Below are 23,393 nucleotides of genomic sequence, written 5' to 3'. Positions count from 1 at the left end.
CCTCCGGGCCCGCCCGCGGGCGGCGACCACAGACTTGCAGCGCACGGCCGTACCAACGGCGTGCGCGGCATCAGACACACACCGTGCCACGGGAAGTTCGCGGCACTTGAGCGCGTTTTAGCCTGTTACAGGGAGGCGGCATGACAGAGACGGCGAGCGGTCCGGCACGAGGTTCCCGCGCGAAGGGCGGAGCCAAGGCCAGCAAGGGACTGCGCATCGAGCGCATCCACACCACCCCCGGCGTGCACCCGTACGACGAGGTGGAATGGGAGCGCCGTGACGTCGTCATGACCAACTGGCGCGACGGCTCGGTCAACTTCGAGCAGCGTGGCGTCGAGTTCCCCGGCTTCTGGTCGGTGAACGCGGTCAACATCGTCACCAGCAAGTACTTCCGGGGTGCCGTCGGCACCCCGCAGCGCGAGGTGAGCCTCAAGCAGCTCATCGACCGCATCGTGAAGACGTACCGGAAGGCCGGCGAGGACTTCAAGTACTTCGCCTCGCCCGCCGACGCCGAGATCTTCGAGCACGAGCTGGCGTACGCCCTCCTGCACCAGATCTTCAGCTTCAACAGCCCGGTCTGGTTCAACGTCGGGACCCCCCAGCCCCAGCAGGTCTCCGCCTGCTTCATCCTGGCCGTCGACGACTCCATGGAGTCGATCCTCGACTGGTACAAGGAAGAGGGCATGATCTTCAAGGGCGGCTCCGGCGCCGGCCTGAACCTCTCCCGCATCCGCTCCTCCAAGGAGCTCCTCTCCTCGGGCGGCAACGCCTCGGGTCCCGTCTCCTTCATGCGCGGTGCCGACGCCTCCGCAGGAACGATCAAGTCGGGCGGCGCCACCCGCCGCGCGGCCAAGATGGTCATCCTGGACGTCGACCACCCCGACATCGAGGACTTCATCCAGACCAAGGTCAAGGAAGAGGAGAAGATCCGCGCCCTGCGCGACGCGGGCTTCGACATGGACCTGGGCGGCGACGACATCACGTCCGTCCAGTACCAGAACGCCAACAACTCGGTCCGCGTGAACGACACGTTCATGAAGGCCGTCGAGACCGGCGGCAAGTTCGGTCTCACCTCGCGCATGACCGGTGAGGTCATCGAGGAGGTCGACGCCAAGTCCCTCTTCCGCAAGATGGCCGAGGCCGCCTGGGCCTGCGCTGACCCGGGCATCCAGTACGACGACACGATCAACCACTGGCACACGTGCCCGGAGTCCGGTCGTATCAACGGCTCGAACCCGTGCAGCGAGTACATGCACCTGGACAACACGTCCTGCAACCTCGCCTCCCTGAACCTGATGAAGTTCCTGAAGGACGACGGCAAGGGCCACCAGTCCTTCGACGTCGAGCGCTTCTCCCAGGTCGTCGAGCTGGTCATCACCGCGATGGACATCTCCATCTGCTTCGCCGACTTCCCGACCGAGAAGATCGGCGAGAACACCCGCGCCTTCCGCCAGCTCGGCATCGGCTACGCCAACCTCGGCGCCCTGCTGATGGCGACCGGCCACGCGTACGACTCCGACGGCGGCCGCGCGCTCGCCGGCGCCATCACCTCCCTGATGACCGGTACGTCGTACAAGCGTTCCGCCGAACTCGCCGCGGTCGTCGGCGCGTACGACGGCTACGCCCGCAACGCGCAGCCCCACCAGCGCGTCATGAAGCAGCACGCCGACGCCAACACCTCGGCCGTCCGCGTGGACGACCTGGACACCCCGATCTGGGCCGCCGCCACGGAGGCCTGGCAGGACGTGATCCGCCTCGGCGAGAAGAACGGCTTCCGCAACGCGCAGGCCTCCGTCATCGCCCCGACCGGCACCATCGGTCTCGCGATGTCCTGCGACACCACCGGCCTCGAGCCCGACCTCGCCCTGGTCAAGTTCAAGAAGCTCGTCGGCGGCGGCTCGATGCAGATCGTCAACGGCACCGTCCCGCAGGCCCTGCGCCGCCTGGGCTACCAGGAGGAGCAGATCGAGGCGGTCGTCGCCCACATCGCCGAGCACGGCAACGTGATCGACGCCCCGGGTCTCAAGCACGAGCACTACGAGGTGTTCGACTGCGCCATGGGCGAGCGCTCCATCTCCGCGATGGGCCACGTCCGCATGATGGCCGCGATCCAGCCGTGGATCTCCGGCGCGCTCTCCAAGACGGTCAACCTGCCGGAGACGGCGACCGTCGAGGACGTCGAAGAGGTCTACTTCGAGGCGTGGAAGATGGGCGTCAAGGCGCTCGCGATCTACCGCGACAACTGCAAGGTCGGCCAGCCCCTCTCCGCCAAGACCAAGGAGAAGGAGAAGGCCGAGGTCACGGCCAAGGCCGAGGACACCATCCGTACCGCGGTCGAGAAGGTCGTCGAGTACCGCCCGGTCCGCAAGCGCCTGCCCAAGGGCCGTCCCGGCATCACGACGTCCTTCACGGTCGGCGGCGCCGAGGGTTACATGACCGCCAACTCCTACCCCGACGACGGTCTCGGCGAGGTCTTCCTCAAGATGTCGAAGCAGGGCTCGACCCTCGCGGGCATGATGGACGCCTTCTCGATCGCAGTCTCGGTGGGTCTGCAGTACGGCGTGCCGCTGGAGACGTACGTCTCGAAGTTCACGAACATGCGCTTCGAGCCGGCCGGCATGACGGACGACCCGGACGTGCGGATGGCGCAGTCGATCGTCGACTACATCTTCCGCCGCCTGGCGCTCGACTTCCTGCCCTTCGAGACGCGCTCCGCGCTCGGCATCCACTCCGCCGAGGAGCGTCAGCGTCACCTGGAGACGGGTTCCTACGAGCCCTCCGAGGACGAGCTCGACGTCGAGGGTCTGGCCCAGTCCGCGCCCCTCGCCCAGGAGCTGAAGGCCGTCGCCGCCCCGAAGACCGAGGCGGTCGTGGCCGAGCCCGCTCCCAAGCAGGTCCGCACCAGCGCCGAGCTGGTGGAGATGCAGCTCGGCATCCAGGCCGACGCCCCGCTCTGCTTCTCCTGCGGTACGAAGATGCAGCGGGCCGGTTCCTGCTACATCTGCGAGGGCTGCGGTTCGACGAGCGGTTGCAGCTGACACGGGCCGGACGGGCGGCGCGGCTGACGTCGCGCGCCTGCCGGGCGTAAGAGGCTGATCAGGGCGGTGGAGCGAGCAGTCGGCTCCACCGCCCTCGGCGTTGCCGGAGGCCGCCGCCGGGTCCGGCGGCGGACCGGGACGAATTCGCCTTTCCCATGAAACGATCAACGGCTAGTCTCCCTCCGCGCGCACGGAGCGTGCAGGGGGAGGGCGGGGGACATGGCCGACAAGGTGGTCGGATCGAGGAGAGGCCTGAACGCGGGGGTTCAGGCCGTGGCTGCGGTGGTGCTCGTCGCGGGCGTCTCGGGGGGCATATGGGGGATTTCGCGGATCCTTCCGAACAGCGGCGGCGGCGCCGACGACCCGGTCAGGTGTTCCGACCGGCTCAGCACCCCGCCGCCGAAGCGCGTCTCCGGTGTGCAGTTGTGCCAGGCGCTCAACCGCGCGGATCTGCCGGTTCTGCTCGGGACGCCGGACGAGCGCGCGCGGACGGCCGACGGCGACGACAGTTGGATCACCCTCGACGGCGGCACCAAGATCGCCAGCCCTGAGGCGAACGTGACCCTGAAGACGTACTCCGTGAAGCTGTCGGCCTCGGACGACCGGCTCTCCGTCTCACAGGGCCTGGATCTGCTGCCTAAGGCGGAGCCGAGACAGATCCTGGGCCACCCGGCGGTCCTCTACTCGGACCGGACGATCGCCCTCAGTCTCGGTTCGGGCAAGGCCGAGAGCGGCCCCGGTGGCGCCGCCCGCAGCCTGCTGGTCGCCAAGGACCCCAAGGGGGGCGGCGGTTCGTTCGAGATCTCCGTCTGGCGTCAGGACGGCGTGGCACCCGACGACGCGGCGCTGTTCCGCGTCGCCGAGCTGGTGCTGCCGACGGTTCCGGGCTGGAAGAGCGGCTGAACGCCCGCCGTCATACCCGCCGTCATCGGGCGGGCCCGCGGCGGCTCGGCACCGACGGCCGACGCGGCGCGGACCGGACGGCCGGCGCCATGCGGACAGCGCGGTCGGCGCAGGCAGGCGGTCGCCGGGCTGGGCCTCACGCCTCCTGCGGGTTGCCCATGACCCTCGCGAAGGTCGCCGGGTCGGTGTCGTAGCCGTGGATGCCCGCGTGGAACGTCCATTCACCGGAGTGGTCGCGCACGAACTCCCCGATGGTCGCGGCCGTCGAACCCAGGACGTCGCCGAAGTCGCCTTCCGTCAGCACGGTGTAGCCCTCGCGCAGACGGAAGGCGGGGTTCAGGACACCGACGAACGTCCGCGCCTCGGTGCGCTGCTGAATGAGGACCCCGACGACCACGCGCGCGTACCGGCTGTCCAGGCGGTCGAGTTCCAGGGTCATGACCTCGTCCCAGCCGAAGCCCTTGCCGTCCTTGCTGTCGCGGTTCAGATAGATGGTGCCGTCCGGCGAGCGACTGCCGAAGTACACCACGTAGTCCGGGTTGCCGTTCGGCGCGGACGCCAGAAACGTCGCCGCCACGATGTCGAGATCGGTCGCGGGCTCGCCCACGGGGCTGGGATCCCACTTGATCGCCAACTCGGCCTTGCGGATTCCCTTGTTGAGACCGTTCACCGGATGTCCCCTCCCCGTTCCTCAACAGTCGCCGGTCCAACTCCCCTGAGAGCAGGGCCGGTTGCCCATCGTGCCATGGGCGCCGGGGCGTGCGCCCGGATCCACTCCGCCGGAGCGTGACCGGCGCCACGTTCCGGGGCCTTACGATGGCGCGGTGCTGGTCAAGTGGATTCGCTGCACCGTGGTCGACCGCCGCGGTTTCGAACGCGGGCAGCGAAAGTGGGCGGGGCTTCTGGGGGAGCCGGGATTCCGGGGACAGGGGGGAGGGTGGAGTGTGGGACGGTCCGGTGTCGCGCACATCTTCTCCTTCTGGGAGAGCCGCGCCTTCTACGACTCCTTCATGGCCCGGTCCCACGACCGGCTCGCCGCGTCGCAGTCCGGCACCTTCAAGGATTCCCAGGTCAAGCTGTTCGACTACCGCTTCGACGTGAAGACCGGCTTCGAACCGCGTTTCACGGACTCCGACGTGGTCCGGGTCGCGCATTGCCGTGTCCACGAGGAACGCGCGGAACACTTCGCCCTGATGCAGGAGAAGGTCTGGAACCCCGCGATGGCCGGTTCGCCCGGCATGATCAGGGGCATGTTCGGCGAGGCGCCCGGCAGTGAGTTCCTGGTCCTGTCCATGTGGCAGTCGGCGGCCGAGCACGGGAAGTACCGCGCCGAGCGGCTGGAGCGGCTGGCGCTGCGCGCCCAGCTCGAGGCCGACATAGCGGCCCTCGCGGGAGACGTCGTGCAGCTCGAACCCGGCTGGATCGTCTGACGGCACCCCCCGTCGGGCGAACTGATGTGCGGGAAAGTGTGACCTGTACTGCCGGAACGGTGTGACCTGCGCCTTATGAGACCGTACGACCGCTCGAACGGAGCCGACACGATCTAGGGTTTTGGCATGGCACGACCACGGCGCATCGTCCTTGTCCGGCACGGCGAGTCGGTGGGCAATGCCGATGACACCGTGTATGAACGCGAGCCCGACCACGCACTGGCGCTCACGGAGACGGGGTGGCAACAGGCGGAGGACACCGGCAAACGGCTGCGCGAGCTCTTCGGAAGGGAGCGCGTAAGCGTTTACGTCTCCCCCTACCGTCGTACCCACGAGACCTTCCGCGCCTTCCATCTGGACCCCGAGCTCGTGCGGGTGCGCGAGGAGCCTCGACTGCGCGAGCAGGACTGGGGCAACTGGCAGGACCGTGACGACGTACGCCTCCAGAAGGCCTATCGCGACGCGTACGGGCACTTCTTCTACCGGTTCGCGCAAGGAGAGTCCGGCGCCGACGTGTACGACCGGGTCGGCGGCTTCCTGGAGAGCCTCTACCGCAGCTTCGAGGCCCCGGACCACCCGCCGAACGTACTGCTGGTGACCCATGGCCTGGCCATGCGGCTGTTCTGCATGCGCTGGTTCCACTGGACGGTCGCCGAGTTCGAATCGCTCTCCAACCCGGGGAACGCGGAGGTGAGGATGCTCGTTCTGGGGGAGGACGGCCGGTACACCCTCGACCGTCCCTTCGAGCAGTGGCGTGATCCGGAAGTCGTTCGGAGCCACCGGATAGAGTGGCAGGGCGATGATCGCTGACACCTCTCCCGACGGGCGCTTCGAGCGCGCCCTCGCCAGCCTGCGCGGACTCGCGGTGGGAGACGCGCTGGGCTCGCAGTTCTTCGTGCCCGCGAACTACCCCCTCCTCAAGCGCCGAGAGCTGCCGCCCCGTCCCTGGCAGTGGACGGACGACACCGAGATGGCCTGTTCCGTGGTCGCCGTCCTGGCCACGCACCACCGTGTCGACCAGGACGCACTGGCCCACTCCTTCGCCGACCACCACGACTTCGACCGCGGCTACGGCCCCGCGGTCAACCGGCTGCTGCGGCTGATCCGGGAGGGCGGAGACTGGCGCGAGCTCGCGTCGGCCCTCTTCAAGGGACAGGGCTCCTGGGGCAACGGCGCCGCGATGAGGATCGCTCCGCTGGGCGCCTGGTACGCAGACGACCCGGAGCAGGCGACCCACCAGGCGGAGATCTCCGCCTATCCGACGCACCAGCACCGCGAGGCCGTGGTCGGCGCCATGGCCGTCGCCGCGGCCGCCGCCCTGGCCGCCGACCCGGCGGGCCCGCCCAGCGCCGAGGCCCTGCTGGACGGCGTCATCGCGCTCGTACCCCGCAGCGCCGTGGGCGCCGGCCTGCGCCGCGCCCGCGACATGCTCGACTACGGCGACGCCGCGACGGTGGCCGCCGTGCTGGGCTGCGGACGGCGTACGTCGGCACACGACACCGTCCCCTTCGCCCTCTGGTCCGCGGCCCGCGCCCTGGGCGACTACGAGGAGGGCTTCTGGGCCACCGCCCAGGTCGGCGGCGACGTGGACACGAACTGCTCCATCGTCGGCGGCGTCATCGCCTCCGGAAAGGCCGGCGCGCCCCCCGGGCCGTGGCTGAAGGCGACGGAGACGCTGCCGGGATGGATGCCGGGGGGCGTGTCCGGCGGGTAGGCCGCGTGTCCGGCGGGTGGGTGGGCGGCTCGTGGGGTGTGCGGGGCGTGGCGGGCGGTGGTGTGTCGAGTACCGGGCTGCGGTGTGTCCAGGTGTCCGGGGGACCCGGCGGTTGGCATGTTCGGTGCGGTGGGTGCGTTCGGCGCCGTTCCTCGTACGGCTGCCGCGCGGAGCCCTTGGGATTCGTACTGCTGCTTCCGGGGATTCGTCGGGGACGCCTACGAAGGTCCCTGGATGCCGCGTGAAGCGGCCTCTGGGGCGCTCTGGGGAGGGCGGGCGCGGGGGTTGGACCTCGGAGGGCGCCGGGCTGTGTCACAGGCTTGCTACAGCCCCGTAGCGCCGTGGTGAGCCGCATGGCCCCTGGATACCCTGTGCGCCACGCCGCCCGTTGATCATGACGGGTGTGTGCCGACGAAACACCGGCTGACAGCCTCTCCGCCCCAGTGGCGTGATCCGGGCTGCCCGGTGACCGGCTGGGAGGGGATCCCTTGTCCGACATACCGTCCACGCCTGAGCGAGGAGACGAGGCATCGGAGCAGCGGAAGAGACCGGAGGCAGGCGAAGCGATTCCGGAGGCCGAGCCCCGGCCCACGGAGACACAGGAGCCCACGGACTCCACGGATCCTGCCGCGTCGGGGGGCGCGGAGGAGTCCGGGGGTGCGGGTGGCTCCGAGGGCACGGAGGAGTCCGGGGGCGCAGGTGGCTCCAAGAGAGCGGATGAGTCCGACGGTGCGGATGCGCCTGGGGCCGCCCGTGCCGGGGCCGCCGGTGCCGGGGCCGTAGGCGGGGCGCGGGCTCAGGCCGCCCGGCCGCCGCAGGCGAGGACGGGCAAGGCGGGCACATCGGCCGCCCCGGACGTGTGGTCGTCGGGGCTGTGGGTCACATCGCCCGCCCCGGTACGCACGCCCACGCTGTGGGCCGTGCTCGCGACCGGCGTGCTGAGCATGCTGCTCCTCGACGGCGGTCTCGGGATCAACCTCCTGCTGGCGGCGATCCCCGCCGGGCTCGCCGCGTACTTCGCCGGCCGGGCCGCCGGGCGCCGCCCGCGCGCGTGGAGCCTGGTCTGGGGCATCGGCGGCCTCGGCCTGCTGGCGGTGCCGGCTCTGCGGGACGCGGACTGGCCCTCGTTCCTGGCCGTCACGGCGGCCATCGGGCTCGGCTCGCTCGCGCTGAACGGCGGCCGCACCTGGCCCGCGATCCTGCTCGGCCCCATCAGCGTGATCAACTCGGTCGTCACCGGGGTCACCTGGGGCTGGCTCGGACTGCGGGAACGATTCGGCGGGGCCCGTCGCGGCGTCGGCGTCGGCCTGCGCTCGCTCGTGGTGAGCGTGCTTCTGCTGCTGGTCTTCGGCGCCCTGTTCGCCGGAGCCGACGCCGCCTTCGCCGATCTGCTCGGCGACCTGGTGCCGGACACCTCGGTCACCGGCGGACCCGTGCGCGTGGTGCTCCTGGTGGCGGGCCTGGTCGTGGCGCTGGCCGCGGCCCACACGGCGGCCGCGCCGGTGCGACTCGACCGGGTCGTGGTGCGCCCCGGGACCCCGCGCAACCGTGTCGAGTGGGCCCTCCCGCTGATCGTGCTCACGGTGCTCTTCGCGGCCTTCAACGCGGTCCAGCTCGTCGTGCTCTTCGGCGGCTACGACGCCGTGCTGAAGAAGACCGGCCAGACGTACGCGGAGTACGCGCGCCAGGGCTTCTGGCAGCTCCTGATCGTCACGCTGCTGACCCTGCTCGTCGTGGTGTTCGCGCTGCGCTGGGCGCCGCGGGACGGCGCCGGCGACCGCAAGCTGGTGCGGGGTGTGCTGGGAACTCTCTGCGCCCTGGCGCTCGTTGTCGTGGCATCCGCCGTGCGGCGTATGGACATGTACGTGGAGGCCTACGGGCTGACGCGGCTCAGGATCTCGGTGCTGGCCGGGGAGTTGTGGCTGGGCCTGGTCATCGTGCTCATCATGGCGGCCGGTGTCTGGGGTGCCCGTTGGCTGCCCCGCGTCGTCGCGGCCAGCGCGGCGGTCGGCGTCCTCGCGTTCGGGCTGATGTCGCCGGACGGCCTGATCGCCGAGAACAACGTCCAGCGGTACGAGGACACGGGCAAGTTCGACATCCTGTACGCCCGCGATCTGTCGGCCGACGCCGTACCGGCCCTCGACAAGCTCAAGGAGCCGGCGCGTTCCTGTGTGCTGAGTGCGATCGCCGACGAACTGGGCGAGGACGACACGCCCTGGTACGCGATGAGTTGGGGTGAGGCCCGGGCCCGGGACATCCTTCGTGACGACCCGCCCGCCGCGTCGGTCGACGAGAGCGTGTGCAACTCGCTGACCGAGGTGCCCGAGTACCGCTGACGCCTTCGGCCGATGCTCGGCGTGGCTGGTCTTCGGCGCCAACGGCGCGACCGGCGTCACCGGCACGAGCCGGGTCATCGGGACGACCGGCGTCACCGGTCGCCGATCGCCGGTGCGACCAGCCGGCGGTGCAACCGGCGTCACCGGCGGCCGGCCTGACCGGCCCGTACCGCTAGGACCGGCTGCGTACCGGCTCCGTACGGGCTGAGACCGGCTGCGTCTGCGCATGCCTGGGCCCGTACCGCGTATCACTGGACCGCGATCTCGGTCCGGAAGGGCGCTCTCGCCGCACCGGCGGGAGCGCCCTTGGGCTCACGGCGCCCGTGGGCCCACCGCAGGTGTCCCGGCGGTGCGGCGTGCGCCCTCAGCCCGCTGCCGGAGCCGCCGTCCCCGCGAGAGCTTCCATGTCGCTCTTGCGCACCCTGATCACCAGTGCGGCGGTGGTCAGGGCGAGCAGGGCCATGCCCACCGCCGGGATGAAGGCGGTCGAGATGCCGTGGGCGAGCACGTCATGCCCCCAAGGCGCGGGCAGTTGGTGGGTTTTGGCGAAGGCCGCCTTCTGCTCGGCCGAGCCGTCCGCCAGGAACTTCGGCATCTGCTTCTGGGCCTCGTCGCGGCTGGCCGAGCCGAAGACCGTGGTGAGGATGGAGAGGCCGAGCGAACCGCCCACCTGCTGGGTGACGTTGAGCAGACCGGAGGCCGCGCCCGCCTCGTGCTGGGCGACGCCGGAGACCGCGGTCACCGTCAGCGTCACGAAGTTCAGGCCCATGCCGAAGCCGAACAGCAGCATCGGTCCGAGAACTCCACCGGCGTACGAGTCGTCGGGGCTGATGAAGGTCAGCCAGCCGAGCCCGAGGGCGACGAGCGACGAGCCGGTGACCATGAACGGCTTGGGGCCGAGCACCGGCAGGAACCGCTGCGAGAGTCCCGCGCCGACCGCGATCGCGACCGTCACCGGCAGGAACGCCACACCGGCCGAGATCGGCGTGTACCCCAGCACGTTCTGCACGAAGAGCACGATGTAGAAGAACATGCCGAACATCGCGGCGGCGAGGCTCAGCATGATCAGATACGTGCCCGAACGGTTCCGGTCGGCGAACATCCTCAACGGGGTGATGGGTTCCTTCGCCCGCGTCTCGATGATCCCGAAGGCCAGCAACAGCACCGCGGCCGCGCCGAACGACCCGATCGTGAGACCGTCCCGCCAGCCGTTCTCCGCCGCGCGGATGAAGCCGTACACCAGGGACGCCATACCGGCCGTCGAGGTGAGCGCGCCCGCGACGTCGAAGCGTCCGGGGTGGCGCCGGGACTCGTTGATGTACATCGGCGCGAGAACGGCGATCAGGATGCCGATGGGCACGTTGACGAAGAGGACCCAGCGCCAGTCCAGCCACTCCGTGAGCATGCCTCCGGCGAGCAGGCCGATGGCGCCGCCACCTGCCGACACCGTTGCGAAGACGGCGAACGCCCGGTTCCGCTCCGGGCCTTCGGGGAAGGTCGTCGTGATCAGGGCCAGCGATGTCGGGGAGGCGATCGCGCCACCCACGCCCTGCAGGGCCCGCGCCGCCAGCAACTGCCAGGGCTCCTGAGCCAGTCCGCCGAGCAGCGAGGCGAAGGTGAACAGCAGGATGCCGGTCATGAAGACCCGGCGCCGACCGAGGATGTCACCTGCCCGTGCGCCGAGAAGTAGCAGGCCACCGAAGGTGAGGGTGTACGAACTGACCACCCATGTCAGGTCTGTCGTGCTGAAGTCGAGTGCGTCTTGAATGTGCGGGAGCGCGATGTTCACAATCGTCGCGTCGAGTACCACCATGAGTTGGCAGGCCGCGATGACGGTGAGCGCGATGCCGGGATGTCCCTCCCGGCGTGCCGCACCTGGATTGCTGTCCTTAATCAACTGAGAGGTTGTCACTATGCTTCCCCCACAAGTGAGTTAGTGAACGCACGCGTTCACTTGCGCGTCAACGGTAGTGACTCCCCGTCAGTGAACGCAAGCGTTCACTGAAGCCGCTGCCCGACGCGGACGACCCGGCCGCGCACACCCCTCGTCCGAAAGTCCGAACTCTCTGAAGTCCGAAGTCCCTGAAGTCCGAACTCCCTGAATACCGCTCCCTGTACGACGGAGACACTCTGATGGTTACTTCGCGTTGGACGGCCGCCCCCGCTCAGGCGCCCGCCTCGCGCCGTCGCGGCGCCGTTCTCGAGCGCGCGATCCTGGAAGCCGCCCTGGAGCAGCTCGGCGCGGTCGGCTGGAACGGCCTCACCATGGAGGGCGTGGCCGCCGGCGCGCAGACCGGCAAGGCCGCGGTCTACCGCCGGTGGCCCTCGAAGGTCGACCTGGTCGCGGACGCCCTCCAGGCCGGACTGCCGGACCTGACGCGAGCCCCCGACCTCGGCAGCGTCCGCGAGGATCTGCTCCAGGTGTGCCGCCGGGTGCGCGAGGCGATGTTCTCGCCGCCGGGAATCGCGCTTCGCTCGGTGCTTCACGAATGCGATGTCAGGCAGGCCGAGCGCTTCAATCTGGTCATCCGTGGCCGGGTTGTCGAACCCACGCTGCATCTGCTCCGCGAGGTCGTCCAGCGCGGTATCGACCGGGGCGAGGTGCGCCCCGAGGCCGCGAACTCGTACGTCTTCGACGCCGTCCCGGCGATGATGATGTACCGCGCCAAGGTGTGCGCGAGCGAATGGAGCGAGCGGGATCTCCAGGAGATGATCGACCAGATGATGGTCCCGTTGCTGTGCGTGCGGGTGGGCTGATCTTGCTGTGAGGGTCGTCCCCATCGGGCTGATCTTGTCGGCGTCATGGGTGGGCGGGGGATTGGCCGACTTGTCGGTGTGGGGCGGTTGGCCGGACCGGCCGGCCGGTGGGAGTGCCTGGGGTGACGGGCGCGCCTCGGCCGGCCCCGCCGGTGTCCGCGAGGCGGCTTCGCCGGTCCGCGTGGGGTTGGCTCTGGGGTGGCTCCGCCGGTGCGCGCCGGGTGGCACTGGGCAGCGTGACGGTCGACTCCGCCGGTGCAGGCGAGGGCTTTCCCGCGGCCCGGGGACCTGGGTGTCGCGCGGGGCTCCGGGCGGCGTAGTCTGAGGGCGCCATGCCGTACGAACCCCCCACTCATACCGTCGAGCGCTCCCTCCGCGCCACGACCGGAGCGAAGGTCATTGCCGGTGTCGACGAGGTGGGGCGCGGTGCCTGGGCAGGCCCCGTCACCGTCTGCGCCGCCGTCACCGGACTGCGTCGCCCGCCCGACGGGCTCACCGACTCCAAGCTCCTGACCGTCAAGCGCCGGACCGCGCTCGCCGTGGAGTTGGAGAAATGGGTGACGGCGTACGCCCTCGGGCACGCCTCCCCGGACGAGATCGACCGACTCGGCATGACGGCTGCGCTGCGCCTCGCGGCCGTACGCGCCCTTGATGCCTTGCCGGTCCGCCCCGACGCGGTCATCCTCGACGGGAAGCACGACTATCTCGGGGCTCCCTGGAAGGTCCGTACGGTGATCAAGGGCGACCAGTCCTGCGTCGCCGTCGCGGCGGCCTCGGTGATCGCCAAGGTGCAGCGCGACAAAATGATGGCCGAACTGGGCATCGACCATGCAGACTTCGGCTTTGCGGCCAACGCCGGGTACCCGTCGCCGGTCCACAAAGCCGCGCTGGAGGAGCGGGGCCCCACCCCGTACCACCGGCTGTCGTGGGCGTATCTTGATGCGCTGCCCCAGTGGCGGCACCTCAAGAAGGCCCGCAGCTTGACGGACGGAAACGTCCCGGAGATCGAAGGCCAGCTCGGCTTCGACTTCTGACGACTCCGTTCGCACTCATGTGCCACCCGCCGGGGCCCGTCGCACCGGCGTTTGATAGATATCAGCTCATGCCTCTCATTCCCGAGGAGCCTCAGATTCACGAGAGTGCCCAGGGTCCCCGCGTCACTCCGGCCAGTGGCCGTACCGCGCCGACCCCCCGCCCTGTACCCGGTCCCCGTCCCGCGGCCCCGCCGCGTCCCGGCCGTCCGGGTCCTGTCCGGCCGATGCCGGCCCAACGCACCCCGCGCGAGCCGGTCGTGGCCGCACCGGGGCCGTCCGCCAAGCCGGCCGCACCCGCGGCCGTCACCCCGCAGATCCAGCTCGTCCCGGCCTCGGCCGACGGTGCGCTGGACGCCGCGGAAGAAGCCGTCGACCTGCTGCTGGAGTCGGGCCGCGCCCCCGGTGAGGTGCTGGTGATCACCACCGGCGATCCCCACCCGTGGGCCGCGCACGAGCTCTCCTTCGGCGAGGCCGCCTACTGGGCGCAGCACGACGCCGGCGACGACGTCTTCTACGCCGACGCCGCTGCCGCGCCCCGCGCCGCTTCCCGTCCCGTGGTCGTGGTCGCGGTCAACGGTGGTTCCGGCGAGGTCGCCGCGACCGCCCTGCCCCTGGCCCTCGGCCGGGCCGGTGCCCTGCTGATCGTCTGCGGAGACCCGCAGCAGATCAACTCGGTCCTGGCCGCAGGCGTCTGAGCGCGTTCCGGACCCGGTCCGGAACGCGCCCGGCGGGACGCTGAGGGTGCCGCCACGGCGGCACCTGCACGGCGGTCCCTTCGGCGTACCCACACACGTCGAGTCCGCCGCGCACCTGCGGACCTGCTCAGCATCCCGTCCGATGCCACAGGTCGGCATCCGAATGCCGCAGGTCGGCATCCGAGCCGATGCCAGAGGGTGGCATCCCGGCCGGTGCCGCGGCCCCGAGCCCGACCGCTCCACATGCGCGCCTTCCTGTTTTCCACTGGCGCTCTCTGGAGTACTTGGTCCGGCATGTGCACGGTCACCTTGCGTGCACCGCGGCGCATCGCTGGGTTCGGCCTGCACGCCGACGGCGGCAGGCGTTCGGTGTATGCCCTCTCGATCGCCGAGCTTCGGCGTGCTCCGGATCGGGCCGCGCGCTCGTGCCGCATCGGTGCGCGAGTTGCACGGCCGCGGGTTCACCTAGCTGAGAGGGGCGAGGCACCACGGTTCGCCGGCGCGTGCTGAAGACCCCTTCGTACCGCCCGGCCGCGTGTGTGTACGGACCAGCGAATCGTCCGGCCGCCGTGTGCGGCCCGCCTTCCCCCAGGCGGGCCACCGGCTGTGACGGACCGGACCTCAGCGGGCGGCCGCCCGGCGCATCACCTCGGAGGCGACGCCGCCCGTGCGGGGCAGGGGCGGCAGCACCTCACCCACGTAGAACTCCGGGGCCGACTCCGAGTTGGGGCGGCGTCCGCCCCGGCCCTCGCCGAGCACTTGCCAGCCGTCACGTGTCAGCGTGATGTACGCACCGCACCGCAGCCCGTGGAGCGTGCAGGCGTCGCGCAGCCCCCACATCCAGGCCCCGTCCTCCTCCGTCCAGCGCGCGTCGCCTTCCCGGCAGTACAGCAGGACGGCCGTGCGCGCGGGAGTGCGGCGCCGCAGGTCGTGCGGGATGACCCGGCGAAGCTGTGCGAGCAGCGCGTTACGGAACATCCAGCCGTCGGCGGGTGCCGAACGCCGGGTGAAGGAGGCGCTCGCCAACAGCCGCTCGTCCTGGTCGAGCACCGCGACGACCGCGGTCGTCGGTCTGGGCCGGTGCCGGGCGTGAAGGCCGCTCACGACCTCACGGGGATCGCGCAGAAGCGGAATTCCGGCCGAGGCCCATTCGGCGGGTTCCAGCATGCGGGTGAGTGGGTTGGTGGAAGCGGCGGACAGGTCGGGAGACATGGTTGCCGCCGAGGACGGAGCGAATCCGAAGGTCACGGTCCTCCCTTCGGCTACGTGCCCGGACAGCGGGCGGGGTCGGACTTGGGGGAATGGCACGCCGCAGCAGAGCCCTACCGGACCACGGGCAAACCGTGCGGGGAGCGGAGCTCAATTCTTCCTGTCGAACTGGGTTGCGGCAACGAGCAATTGGGGCCACCGACCGTTTTCGGGCGATTAGCGTCCTATATACCTGCCCGGTGTTTCGAATAGCGACACACGAGTCACGCCTGTACGGCGAGGACCAGCGGCAACACTGCCTGGGCTCCCGCTCTGCGAAGCATCCGTGATGCCACCGCCAGCGTCCAGCCCGTGTCCGTGGCATCGTCCACCAGCAATACCGGACCCTCCGCTTCTCTCAGGACGTCGGCCAGCCGTGGCGGCACTGTCAGGGAGCCGTCCAGCGCCTTGAGCCGCTGCGCGCTGTTGCTGCGGGAGATCTGGGACGCCTCGCCGACGTACTCCACGGACCCCAGCAGCGGCAGCCGGCCGATCTCCGCGATCCGCGCGCCGAGCGAGTTGATCAGTTGCGGCCGCGAGCGCGAGGCGATGGTCACCACGCCCACCGGGCGCGGCGTCGCGTCGGGCTGCCCGGAGGCCCAGCCACCAGGGCCCTTCGCCCAGTCGGCCAGGACACCGACCACGGCCTGGGCGACATCGTCCGGAACAGGCCCGTCCGGGGCCTGCGGGGCGAGCATGGGCCGCAGCCGGTTGCCCCAGCCGATGTCCGAGAGTCGCCCCAGGGCGCGGCCCGGAGCGGCTTGTTCGCCGGCTGGGATGCGGCCCTTCAGGTCGACGCCGACCGCCGCCAGCCCGGTCGGCCACATCTTCCGGGGCTCGACCTCGACACCCGCGCGGTCCAGCTCGCCGGTCGCCGCGTCCAGCGCTGCCGCGGACACGGACTCCTGGAACCGCCCGCCGGCGCAGTTGTCACAGCGCCCGCACGGCGCGGCGCCCTCGTCGTCGAGCTGCCGCCGGAGGAACTCCATGCGGCAACCGGTCGTCGACACGTAGTCCCGCATCGCCTGCTGCTCGGTCGCCCGCTGCTTGGCGACCCAGGCATAGCGCTCGGTGTCGTACGTCCAGGGCATACCGGTGGAGATCCAGCCGCCCTTGACCCGGTGCACGGCCCCGTCCACGTCGAGCACCTTGAGCATGGTCTCCAGGCGGGATCTGCGCAGCTCGACCAGTGGTTCCAGCGCGGGCAGGGAGAGCGGACGCTCGGCCCTGGCCAGGACGTCCAGAGTGCGCCGCACCTGCTCCTCAGGGGGGAAGGCGATCGAGGCGAAGTACTCCCAGATCGCCTGGTCCTCCTTGCCCGGCAGGAGCAGGACCTCGGCGTGCTCCACGCCGCGGCCCGCGCGTCCCACCTGCTGGTAGTAGGCGATCGGTGAGGAGGGTGAGCCCAGGTGCACCACGAAGCCGAGGTCGGGTTTGTCGAAGCCCATGCCCAGCGCCGACGTGGCGACCAGTGCCTTGACGCGGTTGGCGAGCAGGTCCTCCTCGGCCTGCTGACGGTCGGCGTTCTCCGTCTTCCCGGTGTACGAGGCCACGGTGTACCCGCTCTGACGCAGGAACGCGGTGACCTCCTCCGCCGCGGCCACGGTCAGCGTGTAGATGATTCCCGAGCCCGGCAGGTCGTTCAGATGCTCGGCGAGCCAGGCCATCCGGTGCGCGGCGTCCGGCAGTCGTAGCACGTTGAGGCTCAGGCTCTCCCGGTCCAGGGGGCCGCGCAGCACCAGCGCGTCCGTGCTCACGCCGGTGCCGAGCTGCTCGGCGACGTCGGCCGTCACGCGCGCGTTGGCCGTCGCGGTGGTGGCCAGCACCGGGGTGTCGGGCGGGAGGTCGGCGAGCATGGTGCGCAGACGGCGGTAGTCCGGGCGGAAATCGTGACCCCAGTCGGAGATGCAGTGCGCCTCGTCCACCACCAGCAGGCCCGTGGCCGCGGCCAGCTTCGGCAGCACCTGGTCACGGAAGTCGGGATTGTTCAGTCGTTCCGGACTCACCAGGAGGACGTCGACCTCGCTCGCCGCCACCTCGGCCTGGATGGTCTCCCACTCCTCCGTGTTGGAGGAGTTGATCGTCCGTGCGCGGATTCCGGCACGGGCCGCCGCCTCCACCTGGTTGCGCATCAGCGCGAGAAGCGGCGAGACGATCACTGTGGGACCGGCGCCCTGCTCGCGCAGCAGGGCGGTCGCGACGAAGTAGACCGCGGACTTGCCCCAGCCGGTGCGCTGCACGACCAGCGCTCTGCGCTTGTCGGCCACCAGCGCCTCGATGGCGCGCCACTGGTCCTCGCGCAGCCGCGCCTCGCCCGCCGGCGCGCCGACGAGGCGGGCCAGGACGGCGTCGGCCGTTGCCCGGAGTTCTGCGCGGGTGGTGTCGTGTGCGTTGTCGGGGTCTGTGGGTCGCGGGTCTGCGTTGGTCATGGCTCCATGCAACCGGATGGGTCGGACAAAGCGCGAACGAGACGTCGAGCTGTGGACAACTTCTGTCGTGATCATGGTGACGGTTATCCACAGGCCCAACCGGAATCTTGCGATCCGCGGGATGGTCACCGCATGACTAATCGCGACGAATCGACCGGCACGTCCGGCGACAAGAACATCGGCTCGGTCAGCGGATACGGCTGGAACCCCGAGCGCGATCGATCCGGTGAGGAAGGCCTCGTAGGTGGCGAGGGCAGCGGGCGCACCGAATGCGGCCCGGGTGGCCGGAGCGGGCCGGGCGGCCTCGGCGCCGACGCGTGGAACGATCCGGACGGACGGTCCGGCGATGGGTTGGAGGGGTTGGACGGCCGCTCCCGCGAAGGGCTGGAGGGGCTGGACGGCCGCTCCCGCTCCCGTGAAGGACTGGAGGGGCTGGACAGCCACTCCCGCGCAGGCGCGGACGGTCTGGGCGGCCACTCCCGCGAGGGGCTGGACGGCTCGGGCGGCCGGACCGTCGACCGTCGGGACGGTCCAGCCGGTCGGCCCGGCCACGAGAGCCGGGCCCGGCCGGTCGGTCAGATCGGCCCGGTGATCCACGGCGGTCCGGCCATTCCTCGCGGGCTGCGCCACGGCGGCGACGCGGAGCGGACCCGCGACGATCATCACTCGGGCGGCGTGGGCCTTCCGGGCGGAGAGCATCAGGTGACTCTCCGCACCCCGGTGGAGCTGGCCGACGCGCTGCCCTATCTCCTCGGATACCGCCCGGACGACAGCATCGTGCTGGTCGCCCTTCACGACAGGGAGCGGCGGGGCCGGTTCGGGGGCCGGGCCCGGCTCGGCATCCCGGCCCAAGCCGACGACTGGCCGGCGGCCTCCGATCAGCTCGCCCAGGGGCTGGTGAAGGGGAGCGAGCGCCGGGGCAACCGTCCCGAGAGCATGGTGGTGTACCTGTGCCAGGAACCCGGGCGCGGTGAATCGGGCCGGGACGTCATGGAACGTCTGCGCCCGCTCGCACAGATGCTGCGGACGGCATGCGGGCGTCTCGACGTTCCGGTGATCGAGGCACTCTGCATCTCCGACGGACGCTTCTGGACCTACACCTGCCCGGGGCAGGGATGCTGCCCGCCGGAGGGCACGTCGATGGGGCTGCCGGGGACGTCCGTCCTCGCCGCCGCCGCGACGTACGCGGGCCTTCAGGTGCGCGGATCACTGAAGGACCTGACAGCCAGGTTCCAACCCTGGGAGTCCACGGCCGCGCTGGGGCAGGAACTCGCGCTCGACACAGCAAGCATCGCGCTCGTGCCGAGGATCCTCATGGACGACAGCCGGGCCGAGGTGGCCGAGGAAACCCTCGCCTTGGCCCGGCGGATCAGGGACCGGTTCGCCGCGGCCTTTCCCGTGTCGGGCACACGCCCGTCGGACCTGCGCGACGACGGACTCCTGGAGAACGACGAGGCCGCCACACTGATCCTCGGCCTCCAGGACCGCACGACCCGCGACCGCGCTGCCCAGTGGATGGAGGGCGACGAGGCCGCCCCGGCGCTTCGCCTGTGGCGGGCCCTGGCCCGTCGCTGCGTCGGCCCCTACCGCGAGCACGCCGCGGCACCACTCACCCTCGCGGGATGGGTCGCCTGGTCCATGGGAGATGAGCTGGAAGCGCGCGAGGCACTCGCCATGGCGCTCGGTGCCGACCCCGAGTATCTCTTCGCCCGCCTCCTCCACCAGGCCTGCAATGAGGGCCTCGACCCCGAATCCGTCCGCCGTTGCCTGCGCGCGGAACGCACGCACAGCGACCCGAGCGAGGTGGAAGGGCCGACCGAGGTGGAAAGGCCGACCGAGGGTGTGCAGCCGACCGAGGCAGAGCGGTCCACCGAGGACATGCGGTCGATCGGCACGGAACCGCCGATCGACACGGAACGGCCAACCGAAGCGGAACGCCCGGTCGACTCCTGCCCGCCCCTGCCGTCCGCCGACTCCACGCCGCTCGGTTCCCCCACACCGGCCGACCTGCCCACGAGTCCAGCCGCCGCACCGCCGACGGCCACCGACCCAAGGACATCGGCCGGGCCGCCCTCGACGGCCACTCCGTCGAGGACGTCCGCCACCTCACCCGCGACGGCCACCCCGCCCACAACACCGGCCATCCCCACCTCTACGGCTGCCACGCCGACGACGGCCGCCCCCCTCTCGACGCCCGCCGCACCGCGCCGCCGCCGGCCTCGTTCCGCGGCGAGCGGCGGCGGCCGGGCGACCCGGCGCGGCCCTGGGGCCTCGACCCCCCAGGGGCGCCGCCCGGCGGGCGACGCCTCCCCAACCGGAAACCGGCCCCGGCGAGCTGCGGACCGGGCCGACGGCCAACGGCGAGGGCCGGAGAACGGCGAGCGACATGGCGCCGGGGAGGAAGGGTGAGCTTCCGGGGCACGCCACTGCCCGACGGCGGGTCCCTCGACGGGCCGGGGCAGGACCCGCGCTGTCGGCCACCGTCCCACCGACGCTGGAGCGACCGGTGCCCGGCCCCACCGCCATTCGGTCGGCTTCCTGGTCAAACGCGTGACCCGGGACCGGGCTGGCCCGTTCACCTGAGTGGCGGAATCCGTGGCCGGATTGCGCCGCCCCAACGCCGCCAACCCCGCGGAGCCCCCACCCGGAGCCCAGCGCACTCCAGGCGCATCGAGCGCGGAGGAAGCAAGCCCATGTCCATGCCCCATCCGTCCTCGGCGCCCGACGGCGGTCGCCCGTCCGGTCCCGAGCCCGCACAGCCCGCCGGACGCGGGGGCGCTCCGGCGGCCCCACGGCCGGGCCGCGAACCCGGCGCGCCCTTGCTCCCGGCAGGGCGCGGTCCCGGTGCTCCGCGGACGCCCCTTCCCGTGCCGGGCCGGCCGGCGGATCTGCCCCCGGCCCACACCACCCTGATCTGTGCCGCCCTGCCTGGACTGGTGATCTCGACGGAGGAAGGACAGCTCACCGGCCGTGGCCTCGAGGGCTTCTACATGGCGGGCCGACGGACTCTGTCCCGTTGCCTCGTGCGGGTCGCGGGCCGGGAGCCGCTGGCCATGCAGGCCCGGATGCTCGCGGCCGACCGCGCCCGCTTCGTGGGTACGTTGCGCGCCTGCCCCGACACCGGTCCGGACCCGGACGTGATCGTCGAAAGAACCCGCCAGGCGGACGGCGTCGAAAGGATCACCCTGCGCAGCTCGGCTCTTCGCGCCCTGCGCCTGCCCGTCGAGGTCGCCCTCGGGACGGACCTCGCGGAACTGGGCGACGTCGCCTCGGGCCGGGCCGGAGCCGAGCTGCCCGCGAGTGTCCACGCCGCCGGTCTGCGCTGGTCGAGCCCCACGGGCCATGTGATCGTCTCCGCCGATCCGCCGCCCACCGACGCCCTGGCTTCGGCGGGACTGCTGCGCTGGGAAGTCGAACTGGCGCCGGGCGGCTCGCTCACGCTGGAACTGCGTGTCAGACCGGACGGCCAGGGGCCGCTCAGAGCGGCGGGCCGGGGCGCGGCGAGCCCGTTCGCCGAGGCCCGGGTGGTGAGCGGCGAGCCCGGAGCCAAAGCGCTGCTGAGAACCAGCGTCGACGACCTTCGAGCCCTGCTGCTGCGCGACTCCCGGCACCCGGCCGACACCCACCTCGCGGCGGGAGCGCCCTGGCGCTGCGGGCTGGCTCCGGCCGAGGCACTGGCAGCGGCCCGGATGACCCTGCCGCTGGGCACCCGTCTCGCCGCCGGCACGCTGCGCACTCTGGCCCGCACCCAACTCGCCGGTCCGGGACCGCACGCCGGACTGATCCCGGGACCGCTCCGGGACAGCGGGCCGCACCTACCGCCCGGCTGCACGGCGACCGAGGCCACCCTGCTCTTCCCCGTGCTTCTCGCCGAGGCCTGGCGCTGGGGGCTGCCCGAGCGGGAGGTGGAGGAGTTGCTGCCCGCGGCCGAACGGTGCCTGGAGTGGCTGCGGACCACGATCGGCGACGGCACCTATCTGCCCGACCCCCAACCGGGCGGACCGTTCCGCTGCGAGACACAGGCACACGCCCATCGCGCCGCGCTGCTGGGCGCCGATCTGCTCGACGCGCACGGACGGACCGGCGGCACGGGGCTGCGGCAGTGGGCCCGGGCGATGCGGGGGGCGTTCCGCGACGACTTCTGGATCGAGGACCCGGCCGGCGGCCGACCGGCCGCCGCCCGCACCAAGGACGGACGCCCCGTGCCTCAGCTCGGCTCGGGCGCCGCCCATCTCCTCGACACAGGCCTGTCGGGCGCGGGTGAGCACGCCCCCGGTCTGCTCGACAAGGCGCGGACCGAGCAGCTTGCGCGGCTGCTCGGCGGTCCGCCCATGGACTCGGGCTGGGGGCTGCGCAGCCTCGGGGCGAAGGAGGCGGCGTACAACCCGTTCGGTCATCGCAGCGGGGCGGTACGGGTCCACGAGACGGCCGTCGCCGTCACGGGGCTCGCCGCCGCGGGCCACGAGAAGGAGGCCGGCTCCCTCTTGCGTGGCGTACTGGCGGCGGCCGAGTCCTTCGGCGGCAGACTGCCCGAGATGTACGCGGGGGAGCAGCGCGCGCGGGGGAGTGCGCCGGTTCCTCATCCGGCCGCCTCCCGGCCCGCGGCCACCTCGGCCGCCGCAGGGGTACTGCTGCTCTGCGCCCTGGCAGGGATTCGCCCCGATGCGCCCGCGGGCACAGTGACCCTGCGCCCGTTCCGGGCCGCGCCTCTGGGAGAGATCGTGCTGACGGGCCTGCGGATCTCGGGCGCTCCCTTCTCCGTGCGCGTCAGCAGACTCGGGCTCGCCATGGTCGAGGAAGCGGGTGACGGACTGCAGTTGGGGGTGTGACGCCGCGGGAGGCGTCGTCGACCGGCTTCCGGGCGGCGGTGCGCCGTACGGGACCGAAGTCGATCAACCTTGTACCGGGCTTCCGAAGGAGGTGTTTATCGTCAGGCAGACGACTATGATCGCGGCATGCCCTACGACCCGTCAGCCTTTCCGCCCTTCGCCGTGACCGTGGACCTGGTCGTGCTGACCGTGCGCCGCCATGCCCTGTGCGCGCTGGCGGTACGGCGGGGCGAGCAGCCGTTCCAGGGGCGATGGGCGCTGCCCGGCGGATTCGTGCGGACCGACGAGGACCTGGCGCAGGCCGCGGCCCGTGAGCTGGCCGAGGAGACGGGACTGTGCGCCCACGACCCGTCGGTGCCCGCACAGGACAACGGCGCGCACCTCGAGCAGCTCGCGACCTACGGCGACCCGAAGCGCGACCCCCGGATGCGGGTGGTGAGCGTCGCGCACCTGGCCCTCGCTCCCGACCTGCCCGCTCCGCGCGCGGGCGGTGACGCGAACAGCGCGCGCTGGGCGCCGGTCGAGGAACTGCTGCAGCAGGGCGGATACGGGCGGGACGGGGAGCAGGCGGCACCGCTCGCCTTCGATCACGCGCAGATCCTCTCGGACGGTGTGGAGCGCGCCCGGTCCAAGATCGAGTACTCGTCGCTGGCGACCGCCTTCTGCCCGACGGAGTTCACCGTGGGCGAGCTGCGTCGTGTCTACGAGGCCGTGTGGGGCGTGGCGCTCGACCCGCGCAACTTCCACCGCAAGGTGACCGGCACACCGGGCTTCCTCGTGCCCACCGGAGGCACGACCACGCGCCAGGGCGGCCGCCCCGCCCAGTTGTTCCGTGCGGGCGGCGCCACGCTGCTCAACCCGCCGATGCTGCGCCCCGAGGTCTGAGGAAGGCCGCGAACGCGGTTCCGGGCGCCGGGACCTCGGCGCCCTCGTCGGAGCCGCGAGGCCTGCCGGAGGCGAGCCGCATGGTGTCGCATGGT

17 protein-coding genes are annotated in these 23,393 nt (G+C 71.5%); 12 read left to right on the top strand and 5 right to left on the bottom strand.

Going from position 1 to position 23,393, the window contains the following annotated elements; genetic code table 11:
* Nucleotides 1–140 precede the first annotated feature (140 nt).
* Together ACFRIC_RS34430 and ACFRIC_RS34425 are read left to right on the top strand one after the other, a co-directional pair.
* On the top strand, nucleotides 141–3,038 hold the full coding sequence (locus ACFRIC_RS34430; protein WP_382794232.1) for a vitamin B12-dependent ribonucleotide reductase: 2,898 nt from the start codon (nucleotides 141–143) through the stop codon (nucleotides 3,036–3,038).
* Nucleotides 3,039–3,257: 219 nt separating this feature from the next.
* A complete protein-coding gene (locus tag ACFRIC_RS34425) occupies nucleotides 3,258–3,941 on the top strand; it encodes a DUF6215 domain-containing protein (RefSeq protein WP_382794229.1) in 684 nt (227 codons plus the stop codon).
* Nucleotides 3,942–4,077: 136 nt separating this feature from the next.
* Here ACFRIC_RS34425 and ACFRIC_RS34420 read toward each other — a convergent pair whose 3' ends face one another.
* Nucleotides 4,078–4,611, bottom strand: a complete 534-nt coding sequence (locus tag ACFRIC_RS34420) for a TerD family protein (protein ID WP_382794225.1) — start codon at nucleotides 4,609–4,611, stop codon at nucleotides 4,078–4,080.
* 154 nt (nucleotides 4,612–4,765) lie between these two features.
* Here ACFRIC_RS34420 and ACFRIC_RS34415 point away from each other — a divergent pair, with 154 nt between their 5' ends.
* From ACFRIC_RS34415 to ACFRIC_RS34405, 3 genes are all read left to right on the top strand, one after another.
* Nucleotides 4,766–5,371 carry a YdbC family protein gene (locus ACFRIC_RS34415; protein WP_382794222.1) on the top strand — a complete coding sequence of 202 codons (606 nt, stop codon included), beginning with the start codon at nucleotides 4,766–4,768 and terminating at the stop codon, nucleotides 5,369–5,371.
* Nucleotides 5,372–5,497: 126 nt separating this feature from the next.
* Nucleotides 5,498–6,181 (top strand): histidine phosphatase family protein, encoded by a 684-nt coding sequence (locus ACFRIC_RS34410; protein WP_382794220.1) that lies wholly within the window; start codon nucleotides 5,498–5,500, stop codon nucleotides 6,179–6,181.
* Entirely contained in the window at nucleotides 6,171–7,085 is a 915-nt protein-coding gene (locus tag ACFRIC_RS34405; RefSeq protein ID WP_382794217.1) for an ADP-ribosylglycohydrolase family protein, read from the top strand. The genes ACFRIC_RS34410 and ACFRIC_RS34405 overlap by 11 nt, the downstream gene beginning before the upstream one ends.
* A gap of 796 nt (nucleotides 7,086–7,881) precedes the next feature.
* Here ACFRIC_RS34405 and ACFRIC_RS34400 read toward each other — a convergent pair.
* Nucleotides 7,882–8,031, bottom strand: coding sequence for a hypothetical protein (locus ACFRIC_RS34400; RefSeq protein WP_382794387.1), 150 nt, complete (start codon nucleotides 8,029–8,031; stop codon nucleotides 7,882–7,884).
* On the opposite strand from ACFRIC_RS34400, the gene ACFRIC_RS34395 reads away from it, so the two are divergent.
* Nucleotides 7,997–9,421: a DUF4173 domain-containing protein gene (locus ACFRIC_RS34395; protein ID WP_382794373.1), complete on the top strand. Its 1,425-nt coding sequence runs from the start codon at nucleotides 7,997–7,999 to the stop codon at nucleotides 9,419–9,421. The two genes, ACFRIC_RS34400 and ACFRIC_RS34395, sit on opposite strands and share 35 nt — an antisense overlap.
* Before the next feature lie 364 nt (nucleotides 9,422–9,785).
* Here ACFRIC_RS34395 and ACFRIC_RS34390 read toward each other — a convergent pair whose 3' ends face one another.
* A complete protein-coding gene (locus tag ACFRIC_RS34390; protein WP_382794215.1) occupies nucleotides 9,786–11,333 on the bottom strand; it encodes an MFS transporter in 1,548 nt (515 codons plus the stop codon).
* Nucleotides 11,334–11,554: 221 nt separating this feature from the next.
* On the opposite strand from ACFRIC_RS34390, the gene ACFRIC_RS34385 reads away from it, so the two are divergent.
* The 3 genes from ACFRIC_RS34385 (at nucleotide 11,555) to ACFRIC_RS34375 (ending at nucleotide 13,907) form a co-directional block, all read left to right on the top strand.
* Complete coding sequence (locus ACFRIC_RS34385; protein ID WP_382794212.1) at nucleotides 11,555–12,178, top strand: TetR/AcrR family transcriptional regulator; 624 nt, start codon at nucleotides 11,555–11,557, stop codon at nucleotides 12,176–12,178.
* A gap of 332 nt (nucleotides 12,179–12,510) precedes the next feature.
* Complete coding sequence (locus ACFRIC_RS34380; protein ID WP_382794210.1) at nucleotides 12,511–13,212, top strand: ribonuclease HII; 702 nt, start codon at nucleotides 12,511–12,513, stop codon at nucleotides 13,210–13,212.
* A gap of 68 nt (nucleotides 13,213–13,280) precedes the next feature.
* A complete protein-coding gene (locus tag ACFRIC_RS34375) occupies nucleotides 13,281–13,907 on the top strand; it encodes a hypothetical protein (RefSeq protein ID WP_382794207.1) in 627 nt (208 codons plus the stop codon).
* Nucleotides 13,908–14,528: 621 nt separating this feature from the next.
* On the opposite strand, the gene ACFRIC_RS34370 is transcribed toward ACFRIC_RS34375, so the two are convergent.
* Both ACFRIC_RS34370 and ACFRIC_RS34365 read right to left on the bottom strand, forming a co-directional pair.
* The gene (locus tag ACFRIC_RS34370; RefSeq protein ID WP_382794204.1) at nucleotides 14,529–15,155 is read right to left on the bottom strand and encodes a hypothetical protein; all 627 of its coding nucleotides are present in this window, start codon (nucleotides 15,153–15,155) and stop codon (nucleotides 14,529–14,531) included.
* 224 nt (nucleotides 15,156–15,379) lie between these two features.
* The gene (locus ACFRIC_RS34365; RefSeq protein ID WP_382794202.1) at nucleotides 15,380–17,584 is read right to left on the bottom strand and encodes a RecQ family ATP-dependent DNA helicase; all 2,205 of its coding nucleotides are present in this window, start codon (nucleotides 17,582–17,584) and stop codon (nucleotides 15,380–15,382) included.
* Between the two features lie 132 nt (nucleotides 17,585–17,716).
* Here ACFRIC_RS34365 and ACFRIC_RS34360 point away from each other — a divergent pair, with 132 nt between their 5' ends.
* The 3 genes from ACFRIC_RS34360 to ACFRIC_RS34350 all read left to right on the top strand — a co-directional run bounded on the left by ACFRIC_RS34360 (nucleotide 17,717) and on the right by ACFRIC_RS34350 (nucleotide 23,298).
* Entirely contained in the window at nucleotides 17,717–19,993 is a 2,277-nt protein-coding gene (locus tag ACFRIC_RS34360) for a DUF4192 family protein (RefSeq protein WP_382794200.1), read from the top strand.
* A gap of 458 nt (nucleotides 19,994–20,451) precedes the next feature.
* Nucleotides 20,452–22,413 carry a glycogen debranching N-terminal domain-containing protein gene (locus ACFRIC_RS34355; protein ID WP_382794198.1) on the top strand — a complete coding sequence of 654 codons (1,962 nt, stop codon included), beginning with the start codon at nucleotides 20,452–20,454 and terminating at the stop codon, nucleotides 22,411–22,413.
* Nucleotides 22,414–22,539: 126 nt separating this feature from the next.
* On the top strand, nucleotides 22,540–23,298 hold the full coding sequence (locus ACFRIC_RS34350) for an NUDIX hydrolase (RefSeq protein ID WP_339132012.1): 759 nt from the start codon (nucleotides 22,540–22,542) through the stop codon (nucleotides 23,296–23,298).
* Nucleotides 23,299–23,393: the final 95 nt, after the last annotated feature.

It is taken from the genome of Streptomyces sp. NPDC056738 (assembly GCF_042790435.1).
Lineage (GTDB): Bacteria > Actinomycetota > Actinomycetes > Streptomycetales > Streptomycetaceae > Streptomyces.
This window is presented reverse-complemented; position numbering and strand designations above follow the sequence as displayed.

Coding starts and splice junctions, on each gene's coding strand:
- ACFRIC_RS34375 (WP_382794207.1), top strand. CDS start 13,281: ATGCCTCTCATTCCCGAGGAGCCTCAGATTCACGAGAGTGCCCAGGGT.
- ACFRIC_RS34400 (WP_382794387.1), bottom strand. CDS start 8,031: ATGCTCAGCACGCCGGTCGCGAGCACGGCCCACAGCGTGGGCGTGCGT.
- ACFRIC_RS34380 (WP_382794210.1), top strand. CDS start 12,511: ATGCCGTACGAACCCCCCACTCATACCGTCGAGCGCTCCCTCCGCGCC.
- ACFRIC_RS34405 (WP_382794217.1), top strand. CDS start 6,171: ATGATCGCTGACACCTCTCCCGACGGGCGCTTCGAGCGCGCCCTCGCC.
- ACFRIC_RS34385 (WP_382794212.1), top strand. CDS start 11,555: ATGGTTACTTCGCGTTGGACGGCCGCCCCCGCTCAGGCGCCCGCCTCG.
- ACFRIC_RS34365 (WP_382794202.1), bottom strand. CDS start 17,584: ATGACCAACGCAGACCCGCGACCCACAGACCCCGACAACGCACACGAC.
- ACFRIC_RS34410 (WP_382794220.1), top strand. CDS start 5,498: ATGGCACGACCACGGCGCATCGTCCTTGTCCGGCACGGCGAGTCGGTG.
- ACFRIC_RS34360 (WP_382794200.1), top strand. CDS start 17,717: ATGACTAATCGCGACGAATCGACCGGCACGTCCGGCGACAAGAACATC.
- ACFRIC_RS34350 (WP_339132012.1), top strand. CDS start 22,540: ATGCCCTACGACCCGTCAGCCTTTCCGCCCTTCGCCGTGACCGTGGAC.
- ACFRIC_RS34425 (WP_382794229.1), top strand. CDS start 3,258: ATGGCCGACAAGGTGGTCGGATCGAGGAGAGGCCTGAACGCGGGGGTT.
- ACFRIC_RS34430 (WP_382794232.1), top strand. CDS start 141: ATGACAGAGACGGCGAGCGGTCCGGCACGAGGTTCCCGCGCGAAGGGC.